Here is a 15,009-nt window from a genome sequence, read left to right as displayed (position 1 = left end):
TATTTCATTCCTCATTTTGCTTAGAGATAGACCTATCATATATATACCACTTATATAACAATGTACACATTCCACAAACTATAGATAGATCAGCTAAATTAAAGGCTGGCCAATACCAATCATTGATATGAAAATATATGAAATCATATACAGCGCCCCAATAGATTCTATCAATTACATTTCCGATCGCTCCACCAATCATCAGAGAAAAACTAAGGTAAATTGACTTATCATTAGATTTATATATCAAGTATGCAAGTATACCAATTATTAATATTGAACATGCCGAAAAAAAGAAGCTGCCATGCGGCAGAGTACTACACATTCCAAAGCTAATTCCTGAATTCCAAACTTCAACTAATTTCATAAAACTAGTAATCTCGATTGACTCCCCCTCATCAATCAATGAGTTTATATACAATTTACTTGTTTGATCGAATGATACTATAATCAATATAATAACTAAACATATCCTTTTCATAAGTTTATCTTTAACTGGTAAGCCTTCATTATATCACGGTCTATCTGTTTTGTTAACTCGTTAATACTATGGAATTTTTTTTCTGCCCTAATAAATTTTAAAAGTTGTATGTCAACCTTAAAATTGTATACATTTTCGTTGAAGTCAAATATATGCATTTCTACTATAGGTTTTTTTAAGTCCTTAAATGTAGGTCTCATACCAATGTTGACTACTCCATATAGCCAACTTGAACTATTTTCAGAAAATGCAACTTTGGCGTAATATGTACCAAGCTTAGGTTTTATCATGTAATCTTCTATCGGAATGTTTATGGTTGGAAACCCTATTTCTCTACCTCTACATGCACCTTTTGTTACAATACCAGAAACTTGATAAGACCTACCAAGCAATTTATTAGCAATTTCTATTTCGCCTTTTTGTAAACACTCCCTGATTGAGGAAGAAGAGCAAATTTTTCTATCGATTATCAATGGCTCTAATTTAGTTAAAGAATATTCATACATCTGAGAATATTTTTCTAGAGTTAATATGTTACCCAATCGTTTGTGACCAAAAGTACAACTTTCTCCAACAGTGATATGTTTAGCACCATACTTCTTTACCAAAATCTTACCAATAAAGTCATCGCAGCTAACCTCAGAAAAACCTCTACTAAAATTAATAATATACAAGTAATCTATACCATAGCTGCTGATTAGTTCCTTTTTTTGTTCTTGGTCTATTAACCTAAAATTGTTCCTACTAAATAAAACAGTTGATGGGTGAGGCTCAAAAGTTAAAACTGCAGAGGGTAATCCTCTTTCTTGTGCTACCTCCTTTAGATTGGAAATTGCAAACTTATGTCCTAAATGAACGCCATCAAAATTTCCGAAAGTTAGTGCCACATTATCTTTTATCCCTTGCTCACAGTTGTAAATAATTTTCATACAATTTGATATTTTATATATATATTTTTTATATATAATAGTTGTATTTTATGAACTATGGAGATAAATCGTGAAAAACACTAAAGGAAAAGTTGTAATATATGTGAAGAAGTACTGCCCATTCTGCAAGAAAGCAAAAGAGTTATTGGATGAAAAAGGTGTGAAATACGAAGAAATTGATGTACTTAGAAACTCGGATTTGTTTGACGGTATAAAATCAAAATATAACGTCAGGACAGTTCCACAAATTTTTATTACTGATGAAAATGGTGATTATGTACATCATATTGCTGGATGTGACAAATTGATGGATCTTGAAAAAGAAGGAAAGTTGGATAATATGTTAAATAACAATGAAGATAGCATTAATGCAACAGCTTACACAAGCGGCAGTGATGAACACGAGGGATGTAATATAATACATAATGAAGGTTTTATGTGATTTTTTTGTCTTACTGTTGCTGGCATACCCACTTTAAACAATTTTTAATGAATTAAAAATACAATTCATCTAGTGAGTTTTTTTAGTGGGAAAAATGATAAAAAATATTATAATTGTTAGCAAAAACTTAATTAGTATTGAATTAATTAACAAACAGGATTTAGAGAGTTTCATCAAGATTTTCACAGTGCTTGATAAGCATATAGCAGCTAAAACTCTTTTTACAGAAGAAGTGACAATAGAGTATAAACAACACAATTGCATAGAAGTTGTTGAATTGATAAAAGATACAGGTTTTACATATCATGATGTTGAGAATGTGTTAAATCACCTAAGTAATCATGGAATGAAAGTACCAAGTAGCGTTATAGCAAGCACCCTTTCTTCTTCATACAATCACGCACTTGAGTCTAAGGATGTAGCATTTGCCTGTTCTAAAGGGTTGCCACAATTTTACATCAGGGTAAATAAGAATACCTTTATAATGACTCCTATAAGTGAAGAGAATCTGGAATTGAATTCGCAAAATAGCAAAATGCTTATAGAGTCATTAAAGAGCGAAAAAAGCACTTATGATTGCATAGTGGAAGAAAATATCATCAAAGTTATAGTGCATTCTGAAATACATCAGGCTATAAACTCGATTATAAAATCACTGATAAAGTCTTGCCTTTTAGCAAGAGATGAAGAAGAAAAATTCAAAGAGAAATTGAGACAACTTGCTTTTAAAGATCAAGCTTTCGTTGAGTATTCTAGCATCAAAACCATTCATAGATATCCGAATAACCATCCTCTGAGAAAGCATGAAAGTGTTATTAAAGATATAGAAAATATTTTATGTGATTTCATAATAAATGAGAACAGCGGGTTTGCTATAGAGCGGTTAAATAAACTGGGCTCAGAAGTCTCTCCAAATACTCCAAGAATCATCACTAAAACTATAGATAAGCTTGTTAAGTTTCACTAAAATGTTGTTGGAATGGTTTTAGCCAATGTCTACATATATCTGATTTTTACTGATTGAGTGGAGCAATTGAGCTGCTCTCTGTCATCCCAGCGTTTAACACTGGGATGATTTCGTTGTATGGTATCTTGTATAGTGTTTTGATTTAAGACAGATTCAAATAGCTAGGTAATGTTCAAAAAACTGCGTCAAAGCGAATTTTTAGTTCAACTCAATTTTCAATCTGTGGAGAAAGAAAATGTTGAGCTGAGATATAGTTAATATGTACAGCACTTTTCCTCCACCTTCCTTATAGCACAATATACCAACTTGTACAAGCTGGTAAATGAACCTTTGGTTTTAGTAAATGTCTCCTCGATAGGATTAGTGGAGCCGCCTAACTGGCCCGAAATACTTAAAATAAATTTTCCCAATTGTTTTGCCACGATTTTATGACCAAAGGATATTTTTCGCTCCATCAGCTCGAGTAAATAATTTTCAGCAATTTCTCTGCTTGAAGCCTGATATACTTTCTTCAGATCACTTATGAAAGTTTTTGCTGCTTCAGTAAATTTCTTATCTGATGTACTATACATTTCTGCTTTAGCTATTTATAGCAGCAGGAAAACTTTTTAATACAAGCTATTAGAATATCCTCTACTCCTCTTTCTTTTAGCTCATTTAATACCCCCAACCAGAACTTCTCTTTCAGCCAAATAAAAACCCAATACATCCTTTTTGCCTTCTTGATCTATACCCAATATGTTATACATGCACTTACTTATACCAATTCTCATTGTTGTGGAGTCAAATAGGAAACAGAGCAGAGTTGTTTAATTGTAGAAGTAGCAAGAGAGGTAAGAAATTTGCATAAAGTGCTCTCAAGCAAAGCAATAGTACTGTATATTTTATTGCGCAAAATGTTCTGTTTTATATATAACCAAAGCCTCTCAACAGGATTAAGTTCAGGTGAATATGGAGGTAGGTATATAATCTCAATGTTTTTAGGTACCTTTAAATTTTTTGACTTATGCCAACTAGCACAGTCCATAACAAGAACAGCTTCTCTTGTCCCTAGATATTGCAACATTTGCTCAAGAAATATATTCATGCAATCAGTGTTAACATTTGGTGCAAATAAGCTAAAACTCTCTCCATTTTTAGGATTAACTGCACTGTAGAGATAAAAATTATGCCTACCTAACTTTATTTTAACCCGAGTTCTAGTACCTTTTTTAAACCATCCATGCCCAACTTTCGAATGTGTGCCAAACCTTGATTCATCAAAGAAAAATAGCTCTTTTTCAGGATACTTTCCAATAACTTCATTGAGATTTTTTTTTGAATTCCTCTTGTTTACTTTTATCTTGTACGTTGTGTACTGGTCTTGGTGTAATATATGAAAATTTCATCTTTTGCATATGGCGGTGTACTGTAGATTTGCTAATATTTAAGTCGAACTTTTCCTGTATTCTTATTCTCATTTCTTTAATGGTAATATTAGGGTTTTCTTCTATCCATGCTTCAATTTGCTGTAGTTGAGCCTGATTTAATTTAGTTTTTCTTCGGCGTGATCGAGGAGCAAACAGTTTTTCTTCTCTGCCAAATTTCAAGAGTTTTATCCACGAAGTTAGTGCCTTTCTTGAAATGCAATATATTTTTGCTACAGACGTTATACTGTACTTTTTTGCTGCAATTACAGCGTTTAGTTTTTTTGAAACATATGCATTATTCCTTACTTTCTTCAGCATCTCTTTTGCTGATTTTACTACTTCTTCATCCAATAATTTTGATCTGAGTGCCATTTATACCTAAACTATTTCACTTATTTCATTATGGCTTTTCTTCCATTATTGTCTATCTGTTTCCCGTGTAACGGGAATTGGTATTACACAACAACCGTCTTCTTTCACCTTAAAAAATCATGAATACTATCGGATATATTGATTGTAGTGGACGACTACACCATTCATTGATTATAGGTAGTAATTTATCTGTAATTCCAGATATCTCTGCTGCAGATATTTTTTGCCTCAAGTTCAGTTGTTTACCTTTTTTTTCACTATCTGTGGTTCGCTCTCTATCTCTTGGTGTCAAAAGTTCAAATATTTGTCCTCAAAGTTTTTTCCGTTTCTTCTCTTCTCTTTCAGTGGGTAAATGGTACCTTCCAGACTCGCTTCCAGTAGCCTTGTTACCATCTCTCCCCATCAATGGTCCCGTATAGATGATAGAATATTTGTTTCTAATTCTTTATAGTCTACCAATCCAGTAGTTCCATTTACTTGACTCATGTCAAATCTCCATTTTTTGTTTCTATTTTATTTTTACTTCTCGCTTTGACGCAGTTTTTTGAACGTTCCCTTTAAGTTAGTAATTTATAGATTTTTCTAAAAAAATAAATGTAACAAGTAAAATGCCAATCTTAAATATTGCTATATTTTACGATAGCTAATTAATTTGGCACGTATGGTTTGTTAAACACTTCCAGAATTACTCACCGCTAAAGACTATATCTTTCTGTATAGTCTTTAAATGCACCTCTATTGGAGTCAAAATGTAGTTTCACACTGCCAATTGGCCCGTTTCTTTGTTTTGCAATGATCAGCTCTGCAATATTTCTAATTTTCTCCATTTTCTCTTGCCACTCTCGATGTTTATTACTTCCTTCATTTGGTTGCTTTCTTAATTCATAATATTCTTCTCTATAGAGGAACATTACTATATCCGCATCCTGTTCTATGCTTCCTGAATCACGTAAATCAGAAAGTTGTGGTTTTTTATCATCCCTCTGCTCAACAGAACGAGAGAGCTGCGATAGTGCAACAATGGGAATATTTAGTTCCTTTGCAATTGCTTTCAAACCCTGCGTCACTTCTGAAATTTCTTGCACTCTATTTTCACTACTCCTTTTTGTTGTTCCTCGAATTAATTGCAGATAATCGATAAATACCACCTCTACATTGTATAGCTGATATAGCAGTCGTATTCTGGTACGAAGGGCACTAATTGATAGAGCAGGAGTGTCATCTATAATGAAAGGTAATTCAGATAGTCCTGTACTAGCATTAATGAATTCATGTAATTCAAAATCACTAATTCTCCCAGTCATTGCCTTATAATAACCAATACCTGAATCTATGGTAATCAATCTTGCAGTCAATTGCTCTGCTGACATTTCAAGTGAGAAAAACGCTACGTAGTGTTGTTTGTCTGTTCTTTTTTGCAAAATCTTACAAGCATTAAGTGCGATGTTCAGTGCCAATGCTGTCTTCCCCATTGAGGGCCTTGCAGCTATAATTAACAGATCAGATTTCTGCAAACCACCAAGAAGCTGGTTTAGATCTTGAAGTCCGGTTGTAATACCTAGAGCCTCTGGATTATTTTTTAGCTTGCTAATCTTCTCAACCACATCTTTAATTGAACTTGCAAGCTTTATGTATGTTTTCTCACCTTGCTTTTTTACTGCTAAATTGAACAATTTTGTCATTGCTTGCTCAATTTGTACCTGTGCAGGATTTTCGATGTCATAGTTATAACTATCGTCAATTGTCTCTTGTCCGAGCTTGATTAAGCATCTTCTTAAATAAGTATCACGGATTATTCTGGTCAAGCTATAGATATCAAGAGCAATACTTGCCTTCGCTGCAAGCTTTGCTAGGTACTCAACTCCACCACATTCGGCAAATGCTTTATCATTTTCAAAAAACATCTTAAGGCTTAGTTCATTGGCAACTATGCCGTGTTTTCTGGTTTTAGATATCTGGGTAAAAATGCTTTGATGTAGTGGATCGTAGAAATTGTCTGCTGCAATTATATCTTCAACTGCATCACAAATTCTATTATCACGAATCATTGCACCAATGAGCATTTGCTCTGCTTCTAAATTATGTGGCAATTTACATATTTCTTCTCTTGAATTAATAAGGTTAACTAATTCATTCATTTTAAGTTTTTAGAGTAATGATTGATTATTGTAGAATATTCAATCTCGACTTAAAAGAGAAAAAATTTGACTAATCCTGTGTTGCTTATAGCATTAAAATAGGCCCCTGTGGTGGAATGGTAGACACGGCAGACTCAAAATCTGTTGCTTGCAAGAGCATGCTGGTTCAAGTCCGGCCAGGGGCACTCAAACATTGGAAAGTGCTTTATGTTACACAAGTTTTTTAATCGTTCATTTGCCATTCTTTCTTCTATAAATGCTATTCAAAGGATAAAGAAAAATGAAAATGGAATATGTTACGTAACGGGACTTAGACGCTATTTGTCAGTGCTGCTTGATTTAATCATCATCGTTTTATTTTTACAGTTTTGCGGTCAGGCCTTAAATCAACTCTTTATGAGCTCGGAGAGCAGTAAAATATTAGGCCAAATTGCTGCAAAATATCAAATGCAGGTGCCACTATCTGCAGAGGAAACAGCAATGCAGAGTAAACTAATAAAGTTACTAGTTCTAAATCAGATAGTTCAATTTATTATGCTTTTTAGTTATGTAGCATATATGTGGATAAGATTTGGCGCTACACCTGGAAAATTCTTACTTGGACTTAGAGTTGTGAATGCACAAACTTTTGAAAAATTGACTCTGAAACAAGCAACAAAGAGGTTTTTTTCCTTCATATTGTCAACTGCACCATTATTCTTGGGTTTCATATGGGCAAGTTTCGATAAACGCTGCCAAACTTGGCACGATAAGATTGCAAATACAGCAGTTGTCACAAACAAAAGTCTTAAGTGTGATAAAATGAACTAAATTCGTTTAAAATAAGAAAATTTTAATAGTTTTATTGATAAATTTGATCAAATGCTTAATTAATGATATACTAAAATAGTAGGTAAAAAATATGCCAAGTATTACTCATGATCAAAGTATGGATTCTATTAGCGATAGTATTGTACATATTGATGATAATGAAATAAAAGAATGCGTAATTGAGGCACTAGAACCATTTAAGAACGAATTAGAAACTCAAAGTTTTGACCTTAATGGGCTAGGAACTTCTGACCTAGTTAAAGCATGGAAGAAGATAGAAGATTTTAAAGGTGCTGAGTTAAAGGATGCTTCTGACCTTGCTGATCTGATAAAAGGGCAAATTGCAGAATTTGATGAAGAAAAATTATGGAAAATGTGTACCTTTAGCAAAATTTCCTATGGTGATGTGGATAGAAAATTAGAGAAAGGTAAATACAAAACTAAAAGGAAGTTTGAAGAAGAAGGTTATCAGATTATAAGATTTTACGATAATGAACTTATTGAAGATAAATATTGCTCAGATGTTGATTATAAATTAGAGCAACACGATGTTGGCTATGCTTTAACTGGTAAAAATTCATATAATCGAGATGCTGGTTATATTTTTATTAAAGATAACGAAGTAGATATAGCTTACCATGGCACTCGTGATTTAAATGATGTGAAGGAAGATCTGCGTGCTTCTTTAACTAAGTTGCCATTTTTGTCTGGAGATAATTATGTTCACTCTGGTTTTTACTCTCTATTCAAACGTTCTTGGCCCAGCGTACATAAAATATTACAAGGGCATGCTAATGATAAAGGATTAGCAATCAAAGATTTAAAAATCAATGTTACAGGCCATAGCATGGGAGGTGCTCTTGCTAGTATAACTGCTTTATGTCTTAATAAAACAGAAGGTGCTGAAGATGTTCATGTTGCAACTTTTGGCTCTCCAAGAGTGTTCTACAATGGTGCTGCTGAAGTTTACAATGAGTGTCTTGGACATAATACTATTAGAGTAGCTTGTCAATCAGATCCGGTACCATGTTTGCCACATGGTAATGCTGGTATGCACTATAAACATGTAGGTAAACCATTAAAATTAGAAACAGGTAAAACTCTGGAGTATTTAGAACTACACTATCATAAAATCGATACCTATTATAACCTTATTGAGAAAATAGAGCAGGAAAAATTTAAATCGGATAGCGAAGCATCTAAGTATCGTCATATTGCTTATATTTGTGGCCTATTTTACCATGCAGTTTTGTCATATGTTGATGTGGATGATAAGGAATTCTTTGAAGAAGTCAGAGAAGAAAATGAAGGCATTAAGCTTTCTGAGATACCAATTCAACGTGCTCCAAATTTAGAAGAGGAATTTAGACAAGGAAAACAAAAAGTAGCTCAGCTTACTAATGAAAAAATTCAACTAGAGGGAAGGTTAAATAGTATACAACAAAGTTTGGTTGGAAAAACTAAAGAGTTAGATGATGAAAAAGGAAAATTAACACAAGAACAACAGAAGACTAATCAACTCAATGATCAAGTAGATAAACTTACTGCAGAATTTAAAGGGACAAAAGATCAGCTTGCAGAAAACAAAGCAGAGTTGGATGAGCAAATTAGCAAAGTAACTAGGCTTAACGGTACTGTAGAAAAACTTGAAGAAACAAATACTGGATTAGAAAGAAAGAATAGTAATCTGACTAATCAACTGAAGAAGCTTGAGAAAGCAAAAACTAAGCTAGAAGAAAAGGTAGAATGTGCAGAAAAAGAGCTAAAGGATGCTAGAGCTCAATTCAGAGAGAGTGAGGGAGGGCTAAGGGAAGTAAAAGCTCAACTTGAACAGGAAAATAGTAATTTGTCTAGTCAAGCAAGGGAGCTTGAAAGGAAATGTGAGCAAACAGAAGTTCAACTTGTAGCATCAAAGCAAAAATTAGCTGAAGAAACTAGTAAAGTCATGCAACTTAGCAAAGAATCTAATGAAGCAAGAGCTCAGCTTGAAAAGAAGAAAAAAGAGATTGGAAGGCTAAAAGATCAAGTAGATCAAATGACTATACAAAACAATCAATTGGAAGGGCGGCTGGATGATGCAAAGCAAGGTCTAATTGATAAAACTGATGAAGTAACCCGATTAACACAGGTTGCTGATACGCTAAATGGTCGGGTAGCTCAATTGACTACACAAAATGATCAGTTGGAAGGGCAGCTGAATGATGCAAGACAATCGTTCGCTGATCAAATAATGCAACGCGAAAATGAAAATAACGACTTAAAGACAAAGCTGCAAGAAATTGAAAACAAAAGTGAAGTACTAGAGAAGAGTCTACAGAAGCAATTTGAAAGCAAGAATGAAGAGCTAAGTGAAAAATTCTTGAAAGCAAGAACTTACAGTAAAAGGCAAGGTAATTATGCTTCTGTTTCTTTTGTATTATCTGGAGCACTTGCTGTTGGTACAAGTCTAACAATTCTTCATTTAGCAATGTGTATTTCGCTTGCTGTAGCTGCATTAGCTTTTCTTACAGTAGGGTGTTACTGTTCTTATAAGGCAAATACCACATTTAACAATGTAGAAATCGAAAATTATAGTTATAGAATAGCTGCTTAGATATTAAGTTAGTAATTTAAATACTCTTTATTGCTAGTTATTATGCCATCGCTTTAATTTGTTTGTGTTTTACTAAAAAAACTTTAGATTATACTTTATAATTGATACTAAAATATGATTTGGAGTTTATTGCAGACAGGCCAAAAGGAAGGCTATAAAATTGCGTATACCAATGCTCGTATTATTGACCCGGAAACTAAACTTGATATAAAAGGTTCATTGTTAACTGAAGGGGATAAAATTGTTGATTTTGGCGAATCGTTATTTTCAACAAGTGGGGTTGATGAAACAATAGACTGTAAAGGGCTTGTTCTAATGCCAGGCCTTATTGATATTCACGTGCATTTTCGTGAACCAGGTCAAGAGCATAAAGAAAATATACATACGGGTAGTAAATCTGCAGCTGCAGGAGGCGTTACAACTGTAGTTTGTCAGCCAAACACTGTTCCAGCGATTGATAGTGTTGTCTTGGCTCAGTATTTGAAATATAGAGCATTTGAAACTTCGCATGTGAATGTGGAATTTTACGCTAAAATCACCACTTCGGAAGAAAAATTAACTGAAATGGCACTCTTAAAGGAAGCAGGTGCAGTTGGTTTCACCGATGATGGTATGCCAGTTATGAATCCAATGATTATGAGACAGGCACTGCTTTATTCAAGTATGCTTGGTGTTCCTATTGCTCAACACGCAGAGGATTTAAATCTATCTGCTGGTGGCGCAATCAATGCAGGTAAAATTTCTGAAGAATTGGGAATAAAGGGAATCTTGAGTGCGTCAGAGTCGGTTATGGTAACTCGTGATATACTGCTAATGAAGGACATAGAAAATGTACACTATCATATTTTACATGTTTCTTCAAAAGATTCACTTGATGCTATTAAGCGTGCAAAAGATTTAGGGTTAAATGTTACATGCGAAGTAACTCCTCATCACTTTACTTTAACTGAAGATATAGTAAAGCAACATGGAGCAATCGCAAAAATGAATCCGCCACTTCGTACAGAGGAAGATCGTTTAGCTATGATTGAAGGTTTAAAGACAGGTGTGATTGATTGTATTGCAACCGATCATGCTCCGCATGATCTTAGTTCTAAAGATTTGCCACTTGAAAATGCTGCATTTGGTATTGTTGGCCTTGAAACAATGCTGCCCATTTCACTTGAACTATATCACAGTGGACAAATGGGTCTACTTGATGTGCTTGCAAAATTGACATATAAGCCTGCAGATATCATACATGTGCCACGTGGCCGCATACAGAAAAACCTTGCAGCGGACTTAATTTTAGTTGATTTGGATCATGAATGGAAAATTAAAGTTGACAACTTTGCTAGTAAATCAAAAAATTCCCCTTTCGATGGACGCAAAGTGAAAGGGCGCGTAATACGTACCGTTGTGTCTGGCAAAACTGTATATTTACAGAAGAATTAGTTATCATACAGTTGCGTTCTCAATTTCAATCAATTGTAAATATTCAATATAAGTGGTAAAATATAGCCACTGAATAAAAAATATATGCTAATTAGTACGACATCGGAGCTGGAGAATGCATGTGAAGAATTGATGGCAAAAGATCCAAAATTTATAGCAATTGACACGGAGTTCATTAGAAATAATTTAACCTACTACCCAAAATTATCGTTAATTCAAATTTCTTACGGAGAGAAGAGTTTTATTGTAGATGCATTAGTGCCAGAAATTGATTTATCATTCATTAAGAAAATGATGCTAAATCAGGGAATAATCAAAGTGTTTCATAGCTGCCGGCAGGATATAGAATCCTTACTCACTATGTTTAAATGTGTTCCCACTCCTATTTTTGATACCCAAGTTGCTGCTATGTTTTGCCATTATTATCATGACTTTATTGGTTATTCAAAAGTAGTAGAGCAATATCAAGGAATAGCACTGGATAAAATTAAAGCTAAAAATTCAGACTGGTTAAGGCGTCCATTGTCTGAGGATCAACTAGACTATGCAATAAACGACGTGGTATATCTATATGATCTATACCAAATATTGTGCAATAAACTTGAAGAAAGTAATAGGATGAGTTGGTTTCAAGAAGAGATGGAATTATTGGTTGATATAAATAAGTATTTGCATAGTCCAAAAGATGCATGGAGGAGGATTAAATTTAACTATGAAGCAAATCCGAGGCTAATGTTAGTTGTTAAAGCAGTGAGTGAGTGGCAAGAGACTTTAGCACAACGCTATAACATCAATCGTAATAAAGTAATTAATAATGCTGTAATAATTGGTCTTATTGAAAAAAATGTGGAGCGTATTGACGAGGTTTTAGATGATCTTGAGAGGAACACAAAAAATATAAAAGAGGAAGATTTATTAGAATTTATGAATATTTTCAATGAGAATGAGAAGGAGTTTGTGCAGCAAAATTATACTCTGTCAGATAATTATGATAAATCTGTATTTGATATACTCTCGATTATTTTAGAGAGCAAATGTAAGGAAAATAACATATCAAGAAAGTTAGTTTCATCAAAAGATGAGTTAGCTGGTTCAATATCTGGGCAGATAGATAAACTATTCAAGGGATGGAGATATGATTTTTTCGGCAGATCAGTAGAATCGTTTTTGAATGCAGGCTCAAGGTTTGAAATTTTAATGGTAAAATCTGCTGATAGTATAGCTAAGATTCGGAGTAATCTTGTGGAGAATAACCGTATCACGTGTTAAGGTCTAACGAGTTTATTATATCTTTCACTTGAGAAAGAACATTTGCACTGGTATCGATGATAAAGTCGCTCATTTGCTTTTTTTCTTCAATAGGTAGCTGAATACTAGACATTAGATCCAGCTTTTTTTTATCCATATTACGCTCACTAAGCCTTTGAGCTTGTACAGTGCTATCTGCATGGATAAAAACAATAAAATCGCAATATAAACGGAATCTCGTTTCCAGTAGGAGTGGAATGTCTAGGACTAGGAGTTTTCTGTCGTTTTCTTTCTCCTGAGCAATAAAAATTGCTAATTCACTCTGCACAGCAGAATGCACTAAAGATTGAAATTGCTTCCAATTTTCATCGTAGGCCAAAAAATATTTAGACAATACTGCTCTGTCTATTTCACCATTTACTATCACCCCAGGAAATTTTTCTTCTGCGTAACTTATTATGTTTTTGTTTACTTTATAAAGCTGGTGCACGACAGAGTCGGCATCAAACAAAGCGGCACCAAATTCTTTAAAGCAATTGGCTACAAAGCTCTTTCCAACTGCAATCCCACCTGTTAAACCTATGATCATATAGCAAATTTCTTATAAAACTATATTTATAGCATCTCCTATGCCTATTTAAAACTGAATGCATAGGTATAAAAAAGAAAAGCTATTATTTTTTTAGTAATTCAGTAAAATAGAGTGAAAGATTAAGAGGAAATTTTGAAAGATAAGATAAAAAAGATAGTGATTTCAGGGAAAAAAGTCTGGCCAATCGTCGAGGGCGGTAAAGGCATTGCAATCAGTGATGGAAGATCAAGTGGGGCATTTGCTGCAGCAGATGCTGTTGGTACGTTTTCTGGTGCAAATGCTAAACTTATTGATGACAATGGTGAGTTGGTGCCGCTGATTTATAGAGGTAAAACAAGAAATGAAAAGCATGAGGAATTAATTAAGTATAGTATTGAGGCTGGAGTTAGTCAAGCAAAAATAGCGAATGAAATATCAAAGGGCCGTGGAAGAATACATATGAATGTGCTTTGGGAAATGGGAGCAGCAGAACAAGTCCTTCATGGCATATTAGAAAAAGCAAAAGGCTTAGTTCATGGCATCACTTGCGGTGCTGGTATGCCTTACAGGCTTGGAGAAATTGCAGCTAAATATCAAGTTTATTACTACCCTATTATCTCATCGGCGCGCGCTTTTAAAGCGTTGTGGAAACGTGCTTACCAAAAAATATCTTCTTTTTTACTTGGTGGAGTAGTATATGAGGATCCGTGGCTTGCTGGTGGTCACAATGGACTCAGTAATAGTGAAGACCCAGAATTACCGCAGGCTCCATTTGAAAGAGTTGCAGAGCTTAGATCTTTCATGAATGAGGTCGGTCTTTCTGAAACGCCAATTGTTATGGCGGGGGGAGTGTGGAATTTGAAGGATTGGGAACATTGGTTTGACAATTTACAAATCGGACCAATAGCTTTTCAGTTTGGCACTCGTCCACTTTTAACAAAAGAAAGTCCGATTTCTACAGAATGGAAAAAGAAGTTACTTACTTTAGAAGAAGGTGATGTATTTTTAAACAAATTTAGTCCAACAGGATTTTACTCATCTGCAGTAAGAAATAGCTTCATATATGAGCTACAGGAACGAAATTCACGTCAAATGAAATTTTCAGAAAGTGTGAGTGGAGAGTTTAATAATGAATTTGCAATGGGTAGCAGAGGTAGAAAGATTTACCTCACTGCAAAAGACAAAGAGCTAGCAAATGCATGGATTAAAGCAGGGTATACAGAGGTAATGAAAACTCCAGATACAACTGTTATTTTTGTGACGCCAGGCAAATTTGCGGAAATAAGACAAGATCAAATTAATTGCATGGGATGTTTGAGCCATTGTCTGTTTAGCAATTGGAAAGATCATGGTGACCATTCAACAGGGCGAAAGCCAGATCCACGGAGTTTCTGTATACAAAAGACACTGCAAAACATTGTACATGACGGCAATGTTGAAAATGAACTCATGTTTTCTGGGCACAATGTGTACAAATTTAAGCAAGACCCATTTTATAAAAATGGTTGCATACCGACAGTAAAAGAATTGGTAGATAGAATATTGGTTGGTTTATGACTAACTTGACAAGAAGACATTATTCTATATAATTTATAGTAATAACTGTTTATTAATT

The 15,009-nt window shown here is 34.1% G+C and carries 12 protein-coding genes, 1 tRNA gene and 2 pseudogenes; 8 read left to right on the top strand and 7 right to left on the bottom strand.

What is annotated here, in order from left to right; translation table 11 throughout:
* Positions 1 to 4: 4 nt before the first annotated feature.
* A complete protein-coding gene (gene lspA / locus OOK99_RS04495; protein WP_007301940.1) occupies positions 5 to 481 on the bottom strand; it encodes a signal peptidase II in 477 nt (158 codons plus the stop codon).
* Entirely contained in the window at positions 478 to 1,410 is a 933-nt protein-coding gene (gene ribF, locus OOK99_RS04490) for a riboflavin biosynthesis protein RibF (RefSeq protein WP_264337145.1), read from the bottom strand. The genes lspA and ribF overlap by 4 nt, the downstream gene beginning before the upstream one ends.
* 70 nt (positions 1,411 to 1,480) lie before the next feature.
* On the opposite strand from ribF, the gene OOK99_RS04485 reads away from it, so the two are divergent.
* Both OOK99_RS04485 and OOK99_RS04480 read left to right on the top strand, forming a co-directional pair.
* Positions 1,481 to 1,852 carry a glutaredoxin gene (locus OOK99_RS04485; protein ID WP_264719521.1) on the top strand — a complete coding sequence of 124 codons (372 nt, stop codon included), beginning with the start codon at positions 1,481 to 1,483 and terminating at the stop codon, positions 1,850 to 1,852.
* 94 nt (positions 1,853 to 1,946) lie between these two features.
* On the top strand, positions 1,947 to 2,819 hold the full coding sequence (locus OOK99_RS04480; RefSeq protein ID WP_264719520.1) for a hypothetical protein: 873 nt from the start codon (positions 1,947 to 1,949) through the stop codon (positions 2,817 to 2,819).
* A 198-nt stretch (positions 2,820 to 3,017) separates the two neighbouring features.
* Here the strand turns inward: OOK99_RS04480 and OOK99_RS04475 are convergent.
* The 4 genes and pseudogenes from OOK99_RS04475 to OOK99_RS04460 all read right to left on the bottom strand — a co-directional run.
* A pseudogene (locus OOK99_RS04475) lies at positions 3,018 to 3,580 on the bottom strand (transposase); the annotation flags it as partial.
* Positions 3,581 to 3,588: 8 nt separating this feature from the next.
* Positions 3,589 to 4,600 (bottom strand): IS630 family transposase gene (locus tag OOK99_RS04470; RefSeq protein WP_264719384.1). Its coding sequence is split into 2 segments (ribosomal slippage): positions 3,589 to 4,137 and positions 4,139 to 4,600, totalling 1,011 coding nucleotides; the frame shifts between segments, so codons are not numbered across the junction.
* Between the two features lie 84 nt (positions 4,601 to 4,684).
* Positions 4,685 to 5,086, bottom strand: a pseudogene (locus OOK99_RS04465) (transposase); the annotation flags it as partial.
* 209 nt (positions 5,087 to 5,295) lie between these two features.
* Positions 5,296 to 6,738, bottom strand: a complete 1,443-nt coding sequence (locus OOK99_RS04460) for a replicative DNA helicase (RefSeq protein WP_017531675.1) — start codon at positions 6,736 to 6,738, stop codon at positions 5,296 to 5,298.
* A 102-nt stretch (positions 6,739 to 6,840) separates the two neighbouring features.
* On the opposite strand from OOK99_RS04460, the gene OOK99_RS04455 reads away from it, so the two are divergent.
* The 5 genes from OOK99_RS04455 to OOK99_RS04435 all read left to right on the top strand — a co-directional run bounded on the left by OOK99_RS04455 (position 6,841) and on the right by OOK99_RS04435 (position 12,844).
* A tRNA-Leu gene (locus OOK99_RS04455) sits at positions 6,841 to 6,923 on the top strand.
* Positions 6,924 to 6,945: 22 nt separating this feature from the next.
* On the top strand, positions 6,946 to 7,548 hold the full coding sequence (locus OOK99_RS04450) for an RDD family protein (protein WP_264719518.1): 603 nt from the start codon (positions 6,946 to 6,948) through the stop codon (positions 7,546 to 7,548).
* A 91-nt stretch (positions 7,549 to 7,639) separates the two neighbouring features.
* A complete protein-coding gene (locus tag OOK99_RS04445) occupies positions 7,640 to 10,141 on the top strand; it encodes a lipase family protein (protein WP_264719516.1) in 2,502 nt (833 codons plus the stop codon).
* A gap of 114 nt (positions 10,142 to 10,255) precedes the next feature.
* On the top strand, positions 10,256 to 11,575 hold the full coding sequence (locus OOK99_RS04440; protein ID WP_213863713.1) for a dihydroorotase: 1,320 nt from the start codon (positions 10,256 to 10,258) through the stop codon (positions 11,573 to 11,575).
* Between the two features lie 84 nt (positions 11,576 to 11,659).
* A complete protein-coding gene (locus OOK99_RS04435; protein WP_264719515.1) occupies positions 11,660 to 12,844 on the top strand; it encodes a ribonuclease D in 1,185 nt (394 codons plus the stop codon).
* Here the strand turns inward: OOK99_RS04435 and coaE are convergent.
* On the bottom strand, positions 12,834 to 13,412 hold the full coding sequence (gene coaE / locus OOK99_RS04430; RefSeq protein ID WP_264331113.1) for a dephospho-CoA kinase: 579 nt from the start codon (positions 13,410 to 13,412) through the stop codon (positions 12,834 to 12,836). The two genes, OOK99_RS04435 and coaE, sit on opposite strands and share 11 nt — an antisense overlap.
* Positions 13,413 to 13,547: 135 nt before the next feature.
* On the opposite strand from coaE, the gene OOK99_RS04425 reads away from it, so the two are divergent.
* Complete coding sequence (locus tag OOK99_RS04425) at positions 13,548 to 14,951, top strand: NAD(P)H-dependent flavin oxidoreductase (protein WP_264719514.1); 1,404 nt, start codon at positions 13,548 to 13,550, stop codon at positions 14,949 to 14,951.
* Positions 14,952 to 15,009: the final 58 nt, after the last annotated feature.

The sequence above is a fragment of the Wolbachia endosymbiont (group B) of Eucosma cana genome, from assembly GCF_947250645.1.
Classification (GTDB): Bacteria; Pseudomonadota; Alphaproteobacteria; order Rickettsiales; family Anaplasmataceae; genus Wolbachia.
The sequence above is the reverse complement of the archived record's forward strand: the minus strand, read 5'-3'. Positions and strand labels throughout refer to the sequence as shown.